Below are 14063 nucleotides of genomic sequence, written 5' to 3' on the forward strand. Positions count from 1 at the left end.
CCGCATGGTGTGCGGCGTCGTTTTGACTGATGCTTGGCGGCACTGCGTGTTTGGTTGGTAATGCAAGCATAAAAAGGTTGTGTCGGGGGAGTGTGGCGGTCATGTGTTGCGTTTGAGATGATTTGTCGAGGGTAGTTGGTTGGGCGGGGTGGTTGATGCGGTTTGGAGGTGATTTTTCCTTTACTTTCAAGGGCTTTTGTTTCATATTGGGTATATCAGGTAGGTTTTTTTGACCCATCGTTTTTGGAGGTGTATGAACGGTTCTTTCCGCTTGGCTCATTTGGCATTGTGGTTGTGCGCGATGATTTGGGGTGTGGGGTTCTGGCCTCAAAAATTGGCGATGGTGTATATGGGGCCTTTGTTGTTCAATGCCTTGCGCAGCGCTTTGCCGGCGCTTGTTTTGGCGCTGTTGCTGGGGTTTCAGCGCGAGGCTGGGCAGGGAAAGCGCTGGCGATTGAGTTCGGGTGAATGGCGTGCGGGGGTGATTCTGGGGTTCTGGCTTTGGTTGGCCTTGGGTGCGCAGCAAATCGGCTTGGTGGAGGCTTGGGTGTATCGAGCCAGTTTTATCACGGGTTTGTATATTGTTTTTGTGCCATTTGTTGCTTTTTTGCTGTTTTCGACGCCGATTGCTTCTTGGCAGTTGAGTATGGCGGGTTTGGGGTGTTTGGGCTTGTTTTTGTTGACCACCAGTACGCATGCGTTTGAGATTGGTCGCAGTGATTGGTGGATTTTGCTCGGTTCGTTGCTGTGGGCGGTGCATGTGGGGGCGATGGGGCGTAGTCAAGAGCGGGGGCGGGTTTTGCCTTTGGCTTTTGTTCAGATGGCGACGTGTGCGGTTTTGAGTGGTGTGAGTTCGTGGCTGTTGCGCGAGCCGTGGCGTTGGGCGGCGTTGATTGAGGTGCGCTGGTATTTGCTTTATGCGGGACTGCTCTCTGGGGTGGTGGCGTATACCTTGCAAATTTATGGACAGCGTTGGGTGAGTCCGCCGGTGGCTGCGATTATTTTGAGTCTTGAGGCGTTGTTCGGCGCGGCGGTTGGGTGGTTTGTTTTGAATGAGCCGTTTAGTCTGCGTAATCTGATGGGGGCTGGGTTAATTATGCTGGCCATCATTTTGGTGCAGGTGACGGCGTATGTGCAGCTGCGAGTGGCTAAACGCGCGAAATCGTCGAAAGAGGTGGTGTCATGAGCAGTGTGGCGTTTGAGGGTTTGCAATATGCGCACCGATTGGTTGCTGATCGAGTTCGCTTTTCTTCGGGCTTGCATCTGAATTTTTCGTTGATCAGTATCATCACCGCGGGGTTTATTTTTGGTATTTATGATGGTTATCTTTCCACGCCGTTGTTGTTGGGTTGGTCAATTGGTTTGATCGTGGTGGTTTTGCTGGAAATGGGTTTGTATACCGCTTATCTGTTTTATGAGGATTCTGTGTCTGTAACGACATGGGAGCGTATGGTTTTATTGCTTAATTTGTTGAGTTGTTTGGGCATTGGTTGCGGTATTTGGCTGGTGGCTTGGGGTGGTAGCGATTTGTTTCTGCCCATTAATATTTTGATTTTGGTGTACGCGGTGTTGTTGTATGGCATGCATTTGTTCAATGTGCGGATTTTTGTGGTGTGTTTGTTGGGATTGTTGCTGCCGGCTATTTTGTTTTATGCCTTGAACTCTGGCGCGGAGGGCATTTTTTATATGATGGCGTTTATCTTGGTGGGCTTGATGCTCAGCTCGTGCGCGGTCATTAGTTCGCAGTACTTTCGCTCGTCCGCGCTGAATCATTATCGGGTGGAGGAGTTGTCTAAAAAAATTGCGGCGGAAAAGGAAATCAGTGAAATTGCGCTGGCCTTGGCTGAGGCGGCGAATCGCGATCGAGCGATGTTTTTTGCGGCGGCCAATCATGATTTGCGTCAGCCGCTGCATGCGATTGGTTTGTTGTTAGAGACTTTGCGGCTGGAGCGTAAATTGCCAAGCTCGGCAAAAAGTGTGGTTGAGCAGATGATGGGCAGCGTGAATACGCTGGCGCAAATGTTTAATCACTTTTTGGACATCAATCGCATGGAGACCGGTGGTTTGAGCGTGAGTTTGCAAACGTTTCCGCTGCAGTCGGTGTTCAATGATTTGATGCGCGAATATGGTCTGCAAGCCGCAGAGAAGGGGTTGCAGCTGCGGATGTCTATGACCGATGTGCAGGTGCATACGGATCGCCTGCTGTTGGCGCGGATTTTGGGGAATTTGATTGGTAATGCCATCACTTATACGGATCAAGGGGTGGTGTGGCTGGGTTATCGCAAAGCGCTTCAGTCGATTGAGGTGCGTGACTCTGGGCGAGGGATTGCGGTAGAACATCAGGATGATATTTTTAAGGATTTCTTTCAGGTTCAGCAGGCGACACAGGTGGGGCGACAAGGATACGGGTTGGGGCTGCCGATTGTGCGTCGCTTGGCGAATATATTGCATTTGAGTATTGGGGTGAGCTCTGCGCTGGGGCGAGGTAGTGTGTTTCGCCTTTCGATGCCGGCTGTTGTGGGTGGGGTTGCGGCGGAGCGATTGCCACTTGATCCCCAATCGCATCAGGAGGATATGTTGAACGACGTCCTTCGAGGGAAGCGAATCTTATTGATTGATGGGGACAATGAGTTGTTGCAGCGCATGGCCTATACGCTGAGCGCATGGGGTGTCGAGGTTCGAGCTGCGCTCAATAGTCATGGTGCATTGAGCGCGGTCTCCAGCTTGTTCGCGCCGGAATGGGGTGCGCCCAATGTTTGGCGGCCGGATTTGATCATTACGGATTATCAAGTGGGGCGGCAAATTTGGGTGGAGCTGGTGCTTAATATGCGCAGTCAGCATGGGCGAAGTGTCAGTTCGATGAATATGCTGGAGGCTTGGTATTGTCCGGTGATTTTCTTGGCGGAGGATCCGGCGGTTGTGCCAAGTATTTATATTCGCAAAGGCAGTGTGATTGTGCAAAAACCGGTGAAAGAGCAGGATTTGCGGGAAGCGGCGGTAAAATTGCTGTGCGCCCCTGAGGTTAAAGTGGTGCCTGACACTTTTGTCGTAAAAACAAAGCCGTAGCCTCAGCGCGATTTTTCACGCTCATTTGCTTAAAGAGCAAATTGACATGGGTTTTCACGGTCAAATCGCTGATGCCCAGTTGGCGCGCAATCATTTTGTTTGATAAGCCCTGAGCCAGTAAAATCAATTGTAGTAGCCACGACTTGACCTGACAGACAGTTATTAGGCTGTCGCTAAAACTGACTCGGTTGTCTGAAATGTCCGATTCAGTTGTTTCTCGATAGCGATATGTTTGCTATCTAAAAAAGTTTGCATGGGTGTTTTACCAAAGCAATGCTTCCCTGAGTGGGTTCGTTGCTCGTTGTAATCCAGCACCCATGCGTCCAAGTCGACTTGTAACTCTTCCAAACTGTTGTATATTTTACGCCGAAATGCGGTGGCGTAGAATTCGTTTTGTATGGTTTTGTGGAAACGTTCACAAATGCCATTGGTTTGCGGATGCTTGACCTTGGTACGCGTGTGCTCAATGTCCTCTAAGTCCAAATATAACTGATACTCATGCGTTTCTCGGTTGCCACAGTATTCACTGCCTCGGTCTGTAAGGATGCGTAACAGCGGTATGTCGTGCGCCTCATAGAACGGTATCACACGGTCATTAAGCAAATCAGCCGAAGTAATGGCGTGTTTTTGTTGATACAGTTTGACAATCGCCAGCTTGCAGTAAGTGTCGATGTAGGTTTGTTGATAAATCCGCCCCACGCCTTTAATCGTGCCGACGTAATAGGTGTCTTGCGAACCCAAATAGCCTGGATGTTCGGTTTCGATTTCACCATGCGCTTGTTTCTCTTCGCGAGCACGTTCGAGTGCAAACAGTTGGTCTTCTGTGAGTATGATGCCGTCTTGTGCGATTTTGGCTGATAATGCTTTGAGTCGCTTCTGGAAGGTTTCTAAGTCATGGCGTAACCAAATGGAACGAACGCCACCACCTGAAACAAATACGCCAACTTTGCGTAATTCATTGCTCACTCGGTGCTGTCCATACGCGGGTTTGTCTATGGCGAAGTTGACCACCGCTTCTTCTATTGACGGGTCGATACGGTTCTTGAGTATCGGTTTACGGCGACTGATTTCTTGTAACGCCGCCTCACCTCCGCGCTCATACAAATCTCTAAACCGATAGTAACTGTCTCGACTAAATCCCATCGTCTTGCAGGCTTTTGAGACACTGCCCAAAGTTTGGGCTAAATTGAGCAAACCTAATTTATTTTTGATAATCTTGTGACTTGATTGAGTGTTCATTTCTGACTCCTTTGTTTCCTATATGATAAACAAAACGTCAGATTAAGTCTTAACTAATACAAATCAATACATCTTGCAGTCGGCTGGACAGGCCCCATGGATTCGCGTGGGTGCAGTTTGGGTTGCTTACGCAAGCTTGGGTATGGTCGGGTGCGTCGTCGTTGGATAAGATCAATGCAGGGACGTATTTACCGCCCGTTAAAACCAATTTTAGCGCTTGTAACAGCACAGCGGCTTGGTCGGTTTTGGGTACGAAGCCTCGGATGCTTGCTTGTCTGAACAAAGCATGTACGGTTTCCGGAGAAGTATCGGCAGACACCACGACTACGGGCAACTGCGGATATTTGACGGATAGATCTACAAATCCCGCCAAGCTCGAACCGGGCATATGATAATCCACAATCGCCAGATCCATCGGCGGCCCCGTCTCAAGCGCTGCTGCTAATTGCGGCCAATCCGAGACCAAGTGGCTGGTCAAGTGAGGATGCAGGTGAGCAACCAGCTTTTGCATGGCTTGCAAGATTAACTCATGGTCGTCGGCAATCAACACATTAAATGCGGCTGTACTCTTCATGCGCTGCCTCCTGATGTCGTTATATGGATACATTCATTTTACGCCGCGTCAGTGATTTCGTACACCTGATTGGTTGTGGGGCAAGCACTGTTTTGGAGTGCATCAAATGGAGGGTGGGGTGGCACCGCCGGTCAGGCATGAGAGATTGAGTGTGTGCGAAGCGCGAGTCGGATTTAAGATTGGTTACAGCGCAGCAAACGTCTCTAAAATGCACAAAAGTATTAAAAATTAAGCATTTACTTAATTTTTAGTCTTGCGTATTGAATTAAACTGTACTATCATACAACGCTAACCTTTTTGCTTTGATTAGAGAAGGTTTTTAGAGGCGTTGTTAATCACAATAACGCAAAATGGTAATCTACCTCGGCCAATCGTAGTCGAGAATGGAGTTTAAAAATGATTCACAATGGACTGGGTCTATTGGGACGCAAGGTCGGTATGACCCGCATTTTTACAGAGGATGGCGAGTCTATTCCTGTAACTGTGCTGGATGTATCGAACAATCGCGTTACCCAAATCAAGACGCCTGAAGCAGATGGTTACGCTGCTGTTCAGGTGACCTACGGTACCCGCCGTGCGTCTCGTGTGGCAAAGGCTCAAGCTGGGCATTTGGCTAAAGCGGGCGTGGAAGCAGGTTCTTTCACAAAAGAGTTTCGTATGGATGCTGAGGCATTGTCTCAGTTGTCTGCCGGCTCAAATGTATCGGTTGAAATCTTCGAAGTTGGCCAAAAAGTGGATGTCTCTGGCGTTACCATCGGTAAAGGCTACGCAGGCACGATCAAACGCTACAACTTCTCGTCAGGTCGCGCATCGCACGGTAACTCGCGTTCACATAACGTGCCGGGCTCTATCGGTATGGCGCAAGATCCGGGTCGTGTATTCCCGGGTAAGCGCATGACGGGTCACATGGGTGACGTTAACCGTACAGTACAAAATTTAGAAATCGCTCGTGTGGATGCAGAGCGCGGTTTGTTGTTGGTTAAGGGTGCGGTTCCCGGCTCTAAAAACGGCAACATCATCGTGCGCACGGCGGTGAAAGCGAAAGGGGCGAAATAATGGATATCAAGCTCCTGGGTCAAGCAGGAACCGTTGCGGTTTCTGATGAAATCTTCGGTCGCGAATACAATGAAGCATTGATTCACCAAATCGTCGTGGCGTATCAAGCCAACGCGCGTTCGGGTAATCGTGCTCAGAAAAGCCGCGAAACCGTTAAGCACTCAACCAAAAAACCTTGGCGTCAAAAAGGTACTGGTCGTGCGCGTGCGGGTATGACATCTTCGCCGATCTGGCGTGGAGGTGGACGTGCATTCCCGAATTCACCGGAAGAGAATTTCTCTCAAAAAGTGAATCGTAAAATGCACCGTGCCGCATTGTGCAGCATCTACTCACAATTGGTGCGCGATGACCGTTTGGTAGTGGTAGAGGACTTCGTAGTTGAAGCGCCAAAAACCAAATTGGTTGCTGATAAATTGAAAGCCATGGGTGTGGAATCAGTCATGATCATCACTGACGACTATTCTGAAAACCTGTTCTTGGCATCTCGCAATTTGCCGCACGTATATGTGTGCGAAGCCAAATATGCGGATCCACTGTCATTGTTGTTCTACAAAAAAGTAGTGGTGACTAAGGGTGCTGTGGCGCAAATCGAGGAGATCTTGTCATGAATCAAGAACGTTTAATGCAAGTACTCTTGGCGCCGATCGTTTCAGAAAAAAGCACCATGATCGCGGAAAAAAATGAGCAAGTTGCTTTCCGTGTAATGCCATGTGCGACCAAGCCTGAAATCAAAGCGGCGGTTGAATTGTTGTTTAAAGTTGAAGTGGACGCGGTTCGTGTGATCAATCGCAAAGGCAAATCAAAACGCACGCGCTACGGCATGGGTCGTCGCAACAATGTGCGTATTGCTTACGTTGGTCTGAAAAAAGGTCAAGAAATTCACTTTGACGAGGAGGTGAAGTAATATGGCACTCGTAAAAGTAAAACCAACGACTCCGGGTCGTCGCGGTCTGATCAAGGTTGTTAACCGCGATCTGCACAAAGGTGCGCCGTACGCACCGTTGTTGGAAGCGCAAAAGCAAAACGCCGGTCGTAACAATAATGGTCACATCACCACCCGTCATCGTGGCGGTGGTCATAAGCACCACTATCGTGTAATTGACTTCAAGCGCAATGACAAAGACGGTATTTTGGCCAAAGTAGAGCGTTTGGAATATGATCCGAACCGTTCAGCCAACATCGCCTTGTTGTTGTACGCAGATGGCGAGCGTCGTTACATCATCGCTCCGCGTGGTGTTAAAGCCGGTCACGAATTGGTTAGCGGTTCTGAAGCGCCAATCAAACCGGGTAATACCTTGCCTATTCGCAATATTCCAGTGGGTTCAACCATTCACTGTATCGAAATGAAGCCGGGCAAAGGCGCGCAATTGGCTCGCTCAGCAGGTACTTCGGTTCAATTGTTGGCGCGTGAAGGCGTTTACGCACAGTTGCGTTTGCGCTCAGGCGAAATTCGCAAGGTACACGTGGATTGCCGCGCAACCATCGGTGAAGTGGGTAACGAAGAGCACGGTCTGCGTCAAATCGGTAAAGCCGGTGCGACTCGCTGGCGTGGTGTTCGTCCGACCGTTCGTGGTGTCGTGATGAATCCGGTGGATCACCCGCATGGTGGTGGTGAAGGTCGTACATCAGGTGGTCGTCATCCAGTATCGCCTTGGGGTCAGCCGACTAAGGGTTATCGTACACGCAGTACCAAGCGTACAGATAACATGATTGTTAAACGTCGTTACAAATAAGGAGTAATAAATGGCTCGTTCAGTTAAAAAAGGTCCATTTTGCGACGCTCACTTATTGAAAAAAGTGGAAGCGGCGGTTGCAAATCGTGATAAGAAACCAATTAAAACTTGGTCTCGTCGTTCGACTGTTTTGCCTGATTTCATCGGCTTAACAATCGCTGTACACAATGGTCGCCAACACGTACCCGTCTATATTTCTGAAAATATGGTGGGTCACAAGTTGGGTGAATTTGCGTTGACCCGTACGTTTAAAGGTCACGTCGCTGACAAAAAAGCGAAGAAATAAGGAAGCGTCATGGAAACTACAGCTATTTTACGTGGCGTGCGCTTGTCTGCTCAAAAAGGCCGCTTGGTGGCCGATTTGATTCGCGGTAAACAAGTTGAGCAAGCTTTGAATACGCTCACATTTACACAAAAGAAAGCGGCTGTCATTATCAAGAAAGTATTGGAATCAGCAATTGCCAATGCCGAGCACAACGATGGTGCGGATATTGATGAGTTGCGTGTGACTCGTATCTTTGTTGACAAAGGTACATCACTCAAGCGTATGTCTGCCCGTGCCAAAGGCCGCGGCAATCGTATCGAAAAACAAACCTGTCACATCACAGTGACCGTTGGTCAATAAGGAGCAAGGAATGGGACAAAAGATTAACCCTACAGGCTTCCGTCTACCGGTTACCCGTGATTGGGACTCGCGTTGGTATGCGAGCAACAAAGACTTCGCGCAAACATTGAACGAAGACTTGAAAGTTCGCGAATACCTCAAGAAAAAACTGAAAAACGCATCGGTTGCGCGTATCTTGATCGAGCGCCCAGCCAAAACTGCGCGTATCACGATTTTCTCTGCGCGTCCAGGTGTGGTTATTGGTAAAAAAGGCGAAGACATCGAAGTGTTGCGCAAAGAACTGCAAGCATTGATGAATGTGCCGGTACACGTGAACATCGAAGAAGTGCGCAAGCCTGAAATCGATGCGCAATTGATTGGTGACTCGATCGCTCAACAATTGGAAAAACGCGTGATGTTCCGTCGCGCAATGCGTCGTTCAATGCAAAATGCCATGCGCTTGGGCGTTCAAGGTATCAAAATCATGAGCTCAGGCCGTTTGAATGGTATCGAGATTGCTCGTTCAGAATGGTATCGTGAAGGCCGCGTGCCTCTGCATACCCTGCGTGCAAACATCGACTACGCAACCAGCACCGCGTTGACCGCTTATGGCATCATCGGTATCAAAGTTTGGGTCTACAAAGGCGATACGCTCAGCCGTAAAGCTTTGCCGGGCACAGGCTATGAGCACGATGGTAAAGATGATAAAAAACCAGCACGCCGTGAAGGTCGCCCAGGTGGTGATCGTCGCCGTGATGGTGATGCTCCAGCGCGTCGCCGTACCGCACGCAAAACTGAAGCTAAAACTGAAAGTGCAGGAGAATAATTATGTTGCAACCCGCACGTAGAAAATATCGTAAAGAGCAAAAAGGCCGTAACACCGGCGTGGCGACACGCGGTGCAGAGGTATCGTTTGGTGATTTCGGCTTGAAAGCCGTTGGTCGTGGTCGCATCACTGCGCGTCAGATCGAATCTGCGCGTCGTGCGATGACCCGTCACATCAAACGTGGTGGCCGTATTTGGATTCGTATTTACCCTGACAAGCCGATTTCCAACAAGCCTGCAGAGGTTCGTATGGGTAACGGTAAGGGTAATCCCGAATACTATGTTGCTGAAATTCAACCCGGCAAAATGTTATACGAAATGGACGGCGTACCAGAGGAATTGGCGCGTGAAGCATTTCGTTTGGCACAAGCCAAACTGCCGATCAAGTGCGTGTTTGTGACGCGTACCATTGGTGGTTAAGGAGTGAACATGAGTGCTAAAGAATTGATGACCAAAGACGCCGCGGCGTTACAAGAAGAGTTAAATGCATTGTTGAAAACGCAATTCAATTTGCGTATGCAAAAAGCCATGCAGCAACTCAATGACGTAAATCAGCTGCGCAAAGTGCGTCGTGACATCGCTCGTGTACGCACAGTGATGCACCAAAAGCAACAAAAGGCAGGTGAATAATGAGTGAAACTAAATTAACCCGTACCTTGGTGGGTCGCGTTTCGTCTAATAAAATGGACAAAACCGTTACCGTTTTGGTTGAGCATCGTTTGAAACATCCGCTGTATGGTAAATTCATCGTTAAATCGAAAAAATACCATGCGCATGACGAAGCCAATCAATACAACGAAGGCGATCTGGTCGAAATCGAAGAAACCCGTCCATTGTCAAAAACCAAATCTTGGCAAGTGACGAAGCTCCTCGAAGCGGCTCGCGTTATTTAATCGATATTGATCGAATCTGTGGCAAACAATCTCAACTTTGGGATTGTTTGCTCAGTTTTTTGGTTGGTGGTGTATTAAATAAGCACAATAGCAGTAAAAATAGGCGAAAATTCTCAAGATTTGCTCTGATTGTGAGTGATTACTCAGAAAAGACTTGAGAGAATTCAGAAGATCGAATATAATCTTCGTCTCGTTTGAGAAAATCGAAGTTTGATGGACTCAGATTCAAAATCTCGCAAGAGATTCAACTCCAGTGCTACTTCCGAAGCAAGCAGCAAGTTTGTGGCGGGATGTAGAGAGACCAAAACTGACCGTTACAGCTGATGGCTTGGCGATTAAGTTGGGAAAGATATCATGATTCAGATGCAAAGTAGGTTGGATGTGGCCGACAACACCGGCGCACGTTCCGTAATGTGTATCAAAGTGTTGGGCGGCTCAAAGCGCCGCTATGCTGGCGTTGGTGACATCATCAAGGTTAGTATTAAAGAAGCCGCTCCTCGTGGTCGTGTGAAAAAAGGCGAAGTGTATAACGCTGTGGTGGTTCGTACCGCCAGTGGTGTTCGTCGCGCCGATGGTTCACGCATTAAATTTGACGACAACGCGGCTGTATTGTTGAACAACAAGTTAGAGCCGATTGGCACACGTATTTTTGGACCGGTTACGCGTGAGTTGCGTGGCGAGAAGTTCATGAAGATCGTGTCTTTGGCGCCAGAAGTGCTGTAAGGGGGCGACATGGAAAAAATTCGTAAAGGCGATGTTGTTGTGGTTTTGACAGGCAAAGACAAAGGCAAAACCGGCGTGGTAACGCGTCGCGTGGATGCTGATTATGTAACTGTTGAAGGCGTCAATGTGGCTAAGAAGCATCAACGTCCAAACCCAATGGCAGGTGTCGAGGGTGGCGTTGTGAGCAAAACCATGCCGATTCACGTGTCTAACGTGGCATTGTTTAATGCTAAAACCCAAAAAGCGGATCGCGTTGGGATTAAAGAAGTGGATGGCAAAAAAATCCGCGTATTTAAATCCAACGGCGAAGTCGTAGCGTAAGGGGAAACACATGGCTCGTTTGCAAAATATTTATAAAGAGAAAATCGTTCCACAATTGATGGGTCAATTTGGCTACAAATCAATTATGGAAGTGCCGCGCATCACTAAAATCACCTTGAATATGGGTGTGGGTGAGGCTGTTGCTGATAAAAAAGTGATGGAACACGCGGTTTCTGATTTGACGAAGATCGCAGGTCAAAAACCTGTGGTGACTGTGGCGCGTAAAGCGATTGCAGGGTTCAAGATTCGTGAGGATTATCCAATCGGTTGTATGGTGACCTTGCGTGGTGAAAAAATGTATGAGTTCTTGGATCGCTTGGTAACCGTTGCATTCCCTCGCGTACGTGACTTCCGTGGTGTGAATGGTCGTTCGTTTGATGGTCGTGGTAACTACAACATCGGCGTAAAAGAACAAATTATTTTCCCCGAAATTGAGTACGACAAAATCGACGCGTTGCGTGGTTTGAACATCAGTGTGACCACGACTGCGAAAACCGATGAGGAAGCCAAAGCGTTGTTAGCGGCTTTCAAATTCCCATTCCGTAATTGAGGATAGATCAATGGCTAAATTATCCCTGATCAATCGTGAGAAAAAGCGCGAAGCTTTGGTGGCAAAATTTGCTGGTAAGCGCGCTGAATTGGTGAAGATCATTCAAGATCAATCCAAATCCGAAGACGAACGCTACGAAGCGCGTTTGAAGTTACAACAATTGCCGCGCAATGCAAACCCAACCCGTTTGCGCAACCGCTGCCAATTGACCGGTCGCCCTCGTGGTACATTCCGTCAATTCGGTTTGGGTCGTACAAAATTGCGTGATGCGGCCATGTCTGGTGAAATCCCAGGCTTGGTTAAAGCAAGCTGGTAATTGGCAAAGGAGAAACGAAAATGAGTATGAGTGATCCAATCGCCGATATGTTGACGCGTATTCGCAATGCGCAAATGGTGGAGAAAGCCACTGTTTCCATGCCCTCTTCTAAATTGAAAGTGGCTATTGCGAATGTGCTGAAAGAAGAAGGCTATATTGAAGAGTTTAAAGTGGGTGGCGAAGCTGCCAAACCTGTTTTGGATATCGTGTTGAAATACCATGCTGGTCGTCCAGTGATTGAGCGTATTGAGCGCGTGTCTAAACCTGGTTTGCGTATTTATCGTCACTGCACAGGCATTCCGCGCGTCATGGACGGCTTGGGTGTTGCAATCGTATCGACGTCAAAAGGCGTGATTACTGATCGCAAAGCGCGCTCGCTGGGTGTTGGCGGCGAAGTGTTGTGTGTTGTTGCGTAACGGATAAGGAGAAAAGATATGTCTCGAGTAGGTAAGAATCCAGTTGCGTTAAACGGCGCTGAAGTTAGCATGGCAAATGGTGTTGTGACCGTTAAAGGTGCTTTGGGTGTTTTGGAAGCCGCATTTAGCGACAAGGTAGCGATCGAAAACAAAGATGGTCAACTGATCATTGAGCGTAAAGACGAAAGCCGTGAATCCAATGCGTTGCAAGGCACGACCCGTGCGTTGTTGGCCAATATGGTTCAAGGCGTTACCAAAGGTTTTGAAAAGAAACTGAACTTGATCGGCGTCGGCTACCGTGCGAAAGCGGAAGGCAACATCCTCAAGTTGGAATTGGGTTTTTCGCATGACGTGAACTACGCTTTGCCAGACGGCATCAAAGCGGAAACACCAAGCCAAACTGAAATCATCATCAAAGGCATTGACAAGCAAAAAGTCGGTCAAGTTGCGGCAGAAGTGCGCGGCTACCGTCCGCCAGAGCCATACAAAGGCAAAGGTGTTCGCTATGCAGGCGAAGTGGTGATTATGAAAGAAACCAAGAAAAAATAATCGTTAAGGTTTGCATCTTAGCAAGGTTAATTCCGAGGGGGATGCAAACATGGATTATCGTTCTTAAAAGGAATTATGATGCAAGACAAAAAGCAAGCGCGTTTGCGCCGAGCACGCAAAACCCGTGCCAAAATTGCTGAGTTGAAAGTCAACCGTTTGGTCGTCAATCGTACCAATTTGCATATTTACGCCAGCGTGATTTCTGCCGAAGGCAATAAAGTGTTGGCTACAGCATCTTCTGCTGAAGCTGCTTTGCGTACGCAAATCGGCGGCAACGGTGGTAATGTGGCAGCAGCCAAAGCAGTAGGCGCGGCCATCGCAGAAAAAGCAAAAGCCGCTGGTGTGACTCAAGTCGCTTTTGATCGCTCGGGTTTCCAATTTCATGGTCGTGTGAAAGCTTTGGCTGAAGCGGCTCGTGAAGCTGGTTTGCAGTTTTAAGCCGAATTGATACCACGACAAACAAGGAATATTTATGTCTAAAGTTCAATCTAAAGACCAAAGCCAGGCAGATGACGGTTTACGCGAAAAGATGATCGCAGTGAATCGCGTCACCAAGGTGGTAAAAGGTGGTCGTATTATGGGTTTTGCCGCGTTGACCGTAGTAGGTGATGGCGATGGCCGTATCGGCATGGGCAAAGGTAAAGCACGTGAAGTGCCTGTGGCTGTTCAAAAAGCCATGGAGCAAGCGCGTCGCTCAATGTTCAAAGTGCCTTTGAAAGACGGTACGTTGCAACACTCGGTGACTGGTAAGCACGGCGCAGCCAGCGTATTGATGTCGCCAGCCAAAGACGGTACTGGTGTTAACGCAGGTGGTCCAATGCGTGCGGTATTCGACGTTATGGGTGTGCACAACGTAGTTGCCAAGTCTTTGGGTTCTTCTAACCCATACAACTTGGTTCGTGCAACCTTGGACGGTTTGCGCAAACAATCAACTCCAGCTGATATCGCCGCAAAACGTGGCAAGTCAGTTGAAGACATCACAGGCTAAGGAGCAGATCATGGCAGAATCTACTGTTAAAGTCACCTTGGTAAAAAGCGTGATTGGCACAAAACAATCCCACCGCGATACCGTGTTGGGTTTGGGTTTGAAAAAAATTGGTCAGGTTCGTGAGTTGGAGGATACTCCTGCTGTTCGCGGCATGATTAACAAAGTGGCTTACTTAGTCCGCATCGTTGACTAATTGAGCACGGAGGAAAT

At 48.5% G+C, this 14063-nt stretch carries 24 protein-coding genes; 21 read left to right on the forward strand and 3 right to left on the reverse strand.

The features are described from left to right. Positions 1 to 253 precede the first annotated feature (253 nt). The gene (locus ACZ41M_RS10700) at positions 254 to 1186 is read left to right on the forward strand and encodes a DMT family transporter (RefSeq protein ID WP_464731181.1); all 933 of its coding nucleotides are present in this window, start codon (positions 254 to 256) and stop codon (positions 1184 to 1186) included. Then, positions 1183 to 3066: a sensor histidine kinase gene (locus ACZ41M_RS10705; RefSeq protein WP_464731180.1), complete on the forward strand. Its 1884-nt coding sequence runs from the start codon at positions 1183 to 1185 to the stop codon at positions 3064 to 3066. Before ACZ41M_RS10700 ends, ACZ41M_RS10705 begins: the two co-directional genes overlap by 4 nt. Here the strand turns inward: ACZ41M_RS10705 and ACZ41M_RS10710 are convergent. From ACZ41M_RS10710 to ACZ41M_RS10720, 3 genes are all read right to left on the reverse strand, one after another. Continuing rightward, positions 3023 to 3160 (reverse strand): LuxR C-terminal-related transcriptional regulator, encoded by a 138-nt coding sequence (locus ACZ41M_RS10710; protein WP_464731179.1) that lies wholly within the window; start codon positions 3158 to 3160, stop codon positions 3023 to 3025. The genes ACZ41M_RS10705 and ACZ41M_RS10710 overlap by 44 nt on opposite strands. 68 nt (positions 3161 to 3228) lie before the next feature. Further along, positions 3229 to 4305, reverse strand: coding sequence for an IS481 family transposase (locus ACZ41M_RS10715; protein ID WP_464729930.1), 1077 nt, complete (start codon positions 4303 to 4305; stop codon positions 3229 to 3231). 49 nt (positions 4306 to 4354) lie between these two features. Beyond that, the gene (locus ACZ41M_RS10720) at positions 4355 to 4879 is read right to left on the reverse strand and encodes a response regulator (protein ID WP_464731178.1); all 525 of its coding nucleotides are present in this window, start codon (positions 4877 to 4879) and stop codon (positions 4355 to 4357) included. Positions 4880 to 5275: 396 nt separating this feature from the next. On the opposite strand from ACZ41M_RS10720, the gene rplC reads away from it, so the two are divergent. The 19 genes from rplC to rpmD all read left to right on the forward strand — a co-directional run bounded on the left by rplC (position 5276) and on the right by rpmD (position 14046). Then, positions 5276 to 5935 carry a 50S ribosomal protein L3 gene (gene rplC, locus ACZ41M_RS10725; RefSeq protein WP_464731177.1) on the forward strand — a complete coding sequence of 220 codons (660 nt, stop codon included), beginning with the start codon at positions 5276 to 5278 and terminating at the stop codon, positions 5933 to 5935. Further along, entirely contained in the window at positions 5935 to 6543 is a 609-nt protein-coding gene (gene rplD / locus ACZ41M_RS10730; RefSeq protein ID WP_464731176.1) for a 50S ribosomal protein L4, read from the forward strand. Before rplC ends, rplD begins: the two co-directional genes overlap by 1 nt. Further along, positions 6540 to 6839, forward strand: coding sequence for a 50S ribosomal protein L23 (rplW, locus tag ACZ41M_RS10735; RefSeq protein ID WP_464731175.1), 300 nt, complete (start codon positions 6540 to 6542; stop codon positions 6837 to 6839). The genes rplD and rplW overlap by 4 nt, the downstream gene beginning before the upstream one ends. Position 6840: 1 nt before the next feature. Continuing rightward, a complete protein-coding gene (rplB, locus tag ACZ41M_RS10740) occupies positions 6841 to 7668 on the forward strand; it encodes a 50S ribosomal protein L2 (protein WP_464731174.1) in 828 nt (275 codons plus the stop codon). A gap of 10 nt (positions 7669 to 7678) precedes the next feature. Beyond that, positions 7679 to 7954, forward strand: coding sequence for a 30S ribosomal protein S19 (gene rpsS, locus ACZ41M_RS10745; RefSeq protein WP_464731173.1), 276 nt, complete (start codon positions 7679 to 7681; stop codon positions 7952 to 7954). A gap of 9 nt (positions 7955 to 7963) precedes the next feature. Further along, a complete protein-coding gene (gene rplV / locus ACZ41M_RS10750; RefSeq protein WP_464731172.1) occupies positions 7964 to 8293 on the forward strand; it encodes a 50S ribosomal protein L22 in 330 nt (109 codons plus the stop codon). A gap of 10 nt (positions 8294 to 8303) precedes the next feature. Continuing rightward, on the forward strand, positions 8304 to 9098 hold the full coding sequence (rpsC, locus tag ACZ41M_RS10755; RefSeq protein ID WP_464731171.1) for a 30S ribosomal protein S3: 795 nt from the start codon (positions 8304 to 8306) through the stop codon (positions 9096 to 9098). A 2-nt stretch (positions 9099 to 9100) separates the two neighbouring features. Then, positions 9101 to 9517: a 50S ribosomal protein L16 gene (gene rplP / locus ACZ41M_RS10760; protein ID WP_464731170.1), complete on the forward strand. Its 417-nt coding sequence runs from the start codon at positions 9101 to 9103 to the stop codon at positions 9515 to 9517. A gap of 9 nt (positions 9518 to 9526) precedes the next feature. Beyond that, the gene (rpmC, locus tag ACZ41M_RS10765) at positions 9527 to 9727 is read left to right on the forward strand and encodes a 50S ribosomal protein L29 (protein ID WP_464731169.1); all 201 of its coding nucleotides are present in this window, start codon (positions 9527 to 9529) and stop codon (positions 9725 to 9727) included. Then, positions 9727 to 9990 (forward strand): 30S ribosomal protein S17, encoded by a 264-nt coding sequence (gene rpsQ / locus ACZ41M_RS10770; RefSeq protein ID WP_464731168.1) that lies wholly within the window; start codon positions 9727 to 9729, stop codon positions 9988 to 9990. The genes rpmC and rpsQ overlap by 1 nt, the downstream gene beginning before the upstream one ends. Before the next feature lie 354 nt (positions 9991 to 10344). Continuing rightward, on the forward strand, positions 10345 to 10713 hold the full coding sequence (gene rplN / locus ACZ41M_RS10775; protein WP_464731167.1) for a 50S ribosomal protein L14: 369 nt from the start codon (positions 10345 to 10347) through the stop codon (positions 10711 to 10713). 9 nt (positions 10714 to 10722) lie between these two features. Continuing rightward, complete coding sequence (gene rplX, locus ACZ41M_RS10780) at positions 10723 to 11034, forward strand: 50S ribosomal protein L24 (protein WP_464731166.1); 312 nt, start codon at positions 10723 to 10725, stop codon at positions 11032 to 11034. 10 nt (positions 11035 to 11044) lie between these two features. Beyond that, entirely contained in the window at positions 11045 to 11584 is a 540-nt protein-coding gene (rplE, locus tag ACZ41M_RS10785) for a 50S ribosomal protein L5 (RefSeq protein ID WP_464731165.1), read from the forward strand. 10 nt (positions 11585 to 11594) lie between these two features. Continuing rightward, positions 11595 to 11900 (forward strand): 30S ribosomal protein S14, encoded by a 306-nt coding sequence (rpsN, locus tag ACZ41M_RS10790; RefSeq protein WP_464731164.1) that lies wholly within the window; start codon positions 11595 to 11597, stop codon positions 11898 to 11900. A gap of 20 nt (positions 11901 to 11920) precedes the next feature. After that, positions 11921 to 12316 (forward strand): 30S ribosomal protein S8, encoded by a 396-nt coding sequence (gene rpsH / locus ACZ41M_RS10795; protein ID WP_464731163.1) that lies wholly within the window; start codon positions 11921 to 11923, stop codon positions 12314 to 12316. 18 nt (positions 12317 to 12334) lie between these two features. After that, a complete protein-coding gene (gene rplF / locus ACZ41M_RS10800; RefSeq protein ID WP_464731162.1) occupies positions 12335 to 12865 on the forward strand; it encodes a 50S ribosomal protein L6 in 531 nt (176 codons plus the stop codon). A gap of 78 nt (positions 12866 to 12943) precedes the next feature. After that, positions 12944 to 13303, forward strand: a complete 360-nt coding sequence (rplR, locus tag ACZ41M_RS10805) for a 50S ribosomal protein L18 (RefSeq protein WP_464732150.1) — start codon at positions 12944 to 12946, stop codon at positions 13301 to 13303. Positions 13304 to 13337: 34 nt separating this feature from the next. Continuing rightward, positions 13338 to 13853, forward strand: a complete 516-nt coding sequence (gene rpsE / locus ACZ41M_RS10810) for a 30S ribosomal protein S5 (RefSeq protein WP_464731161.1) — start codon at positions 13338 to 13340, stop codon at positions 13851 to 13853. Between the two features lie 10 nt (positions 13854 to 13863). After that, complete coding sequence (gene rpmD / locus ACZ41M_RS10815; protein ID WP_464731160.1) at positions 13864 to 14046, forward strand: 50S ribosomal protein L30; 183 nt, start codon at positions 13864 to 13866, stop codon at positions 14044 to 14046. Positions 14047 to 14063: the final 17 nt, after the last annotated feature.

The organism is Puribacter membranae, from assembly GCF_055380425.1.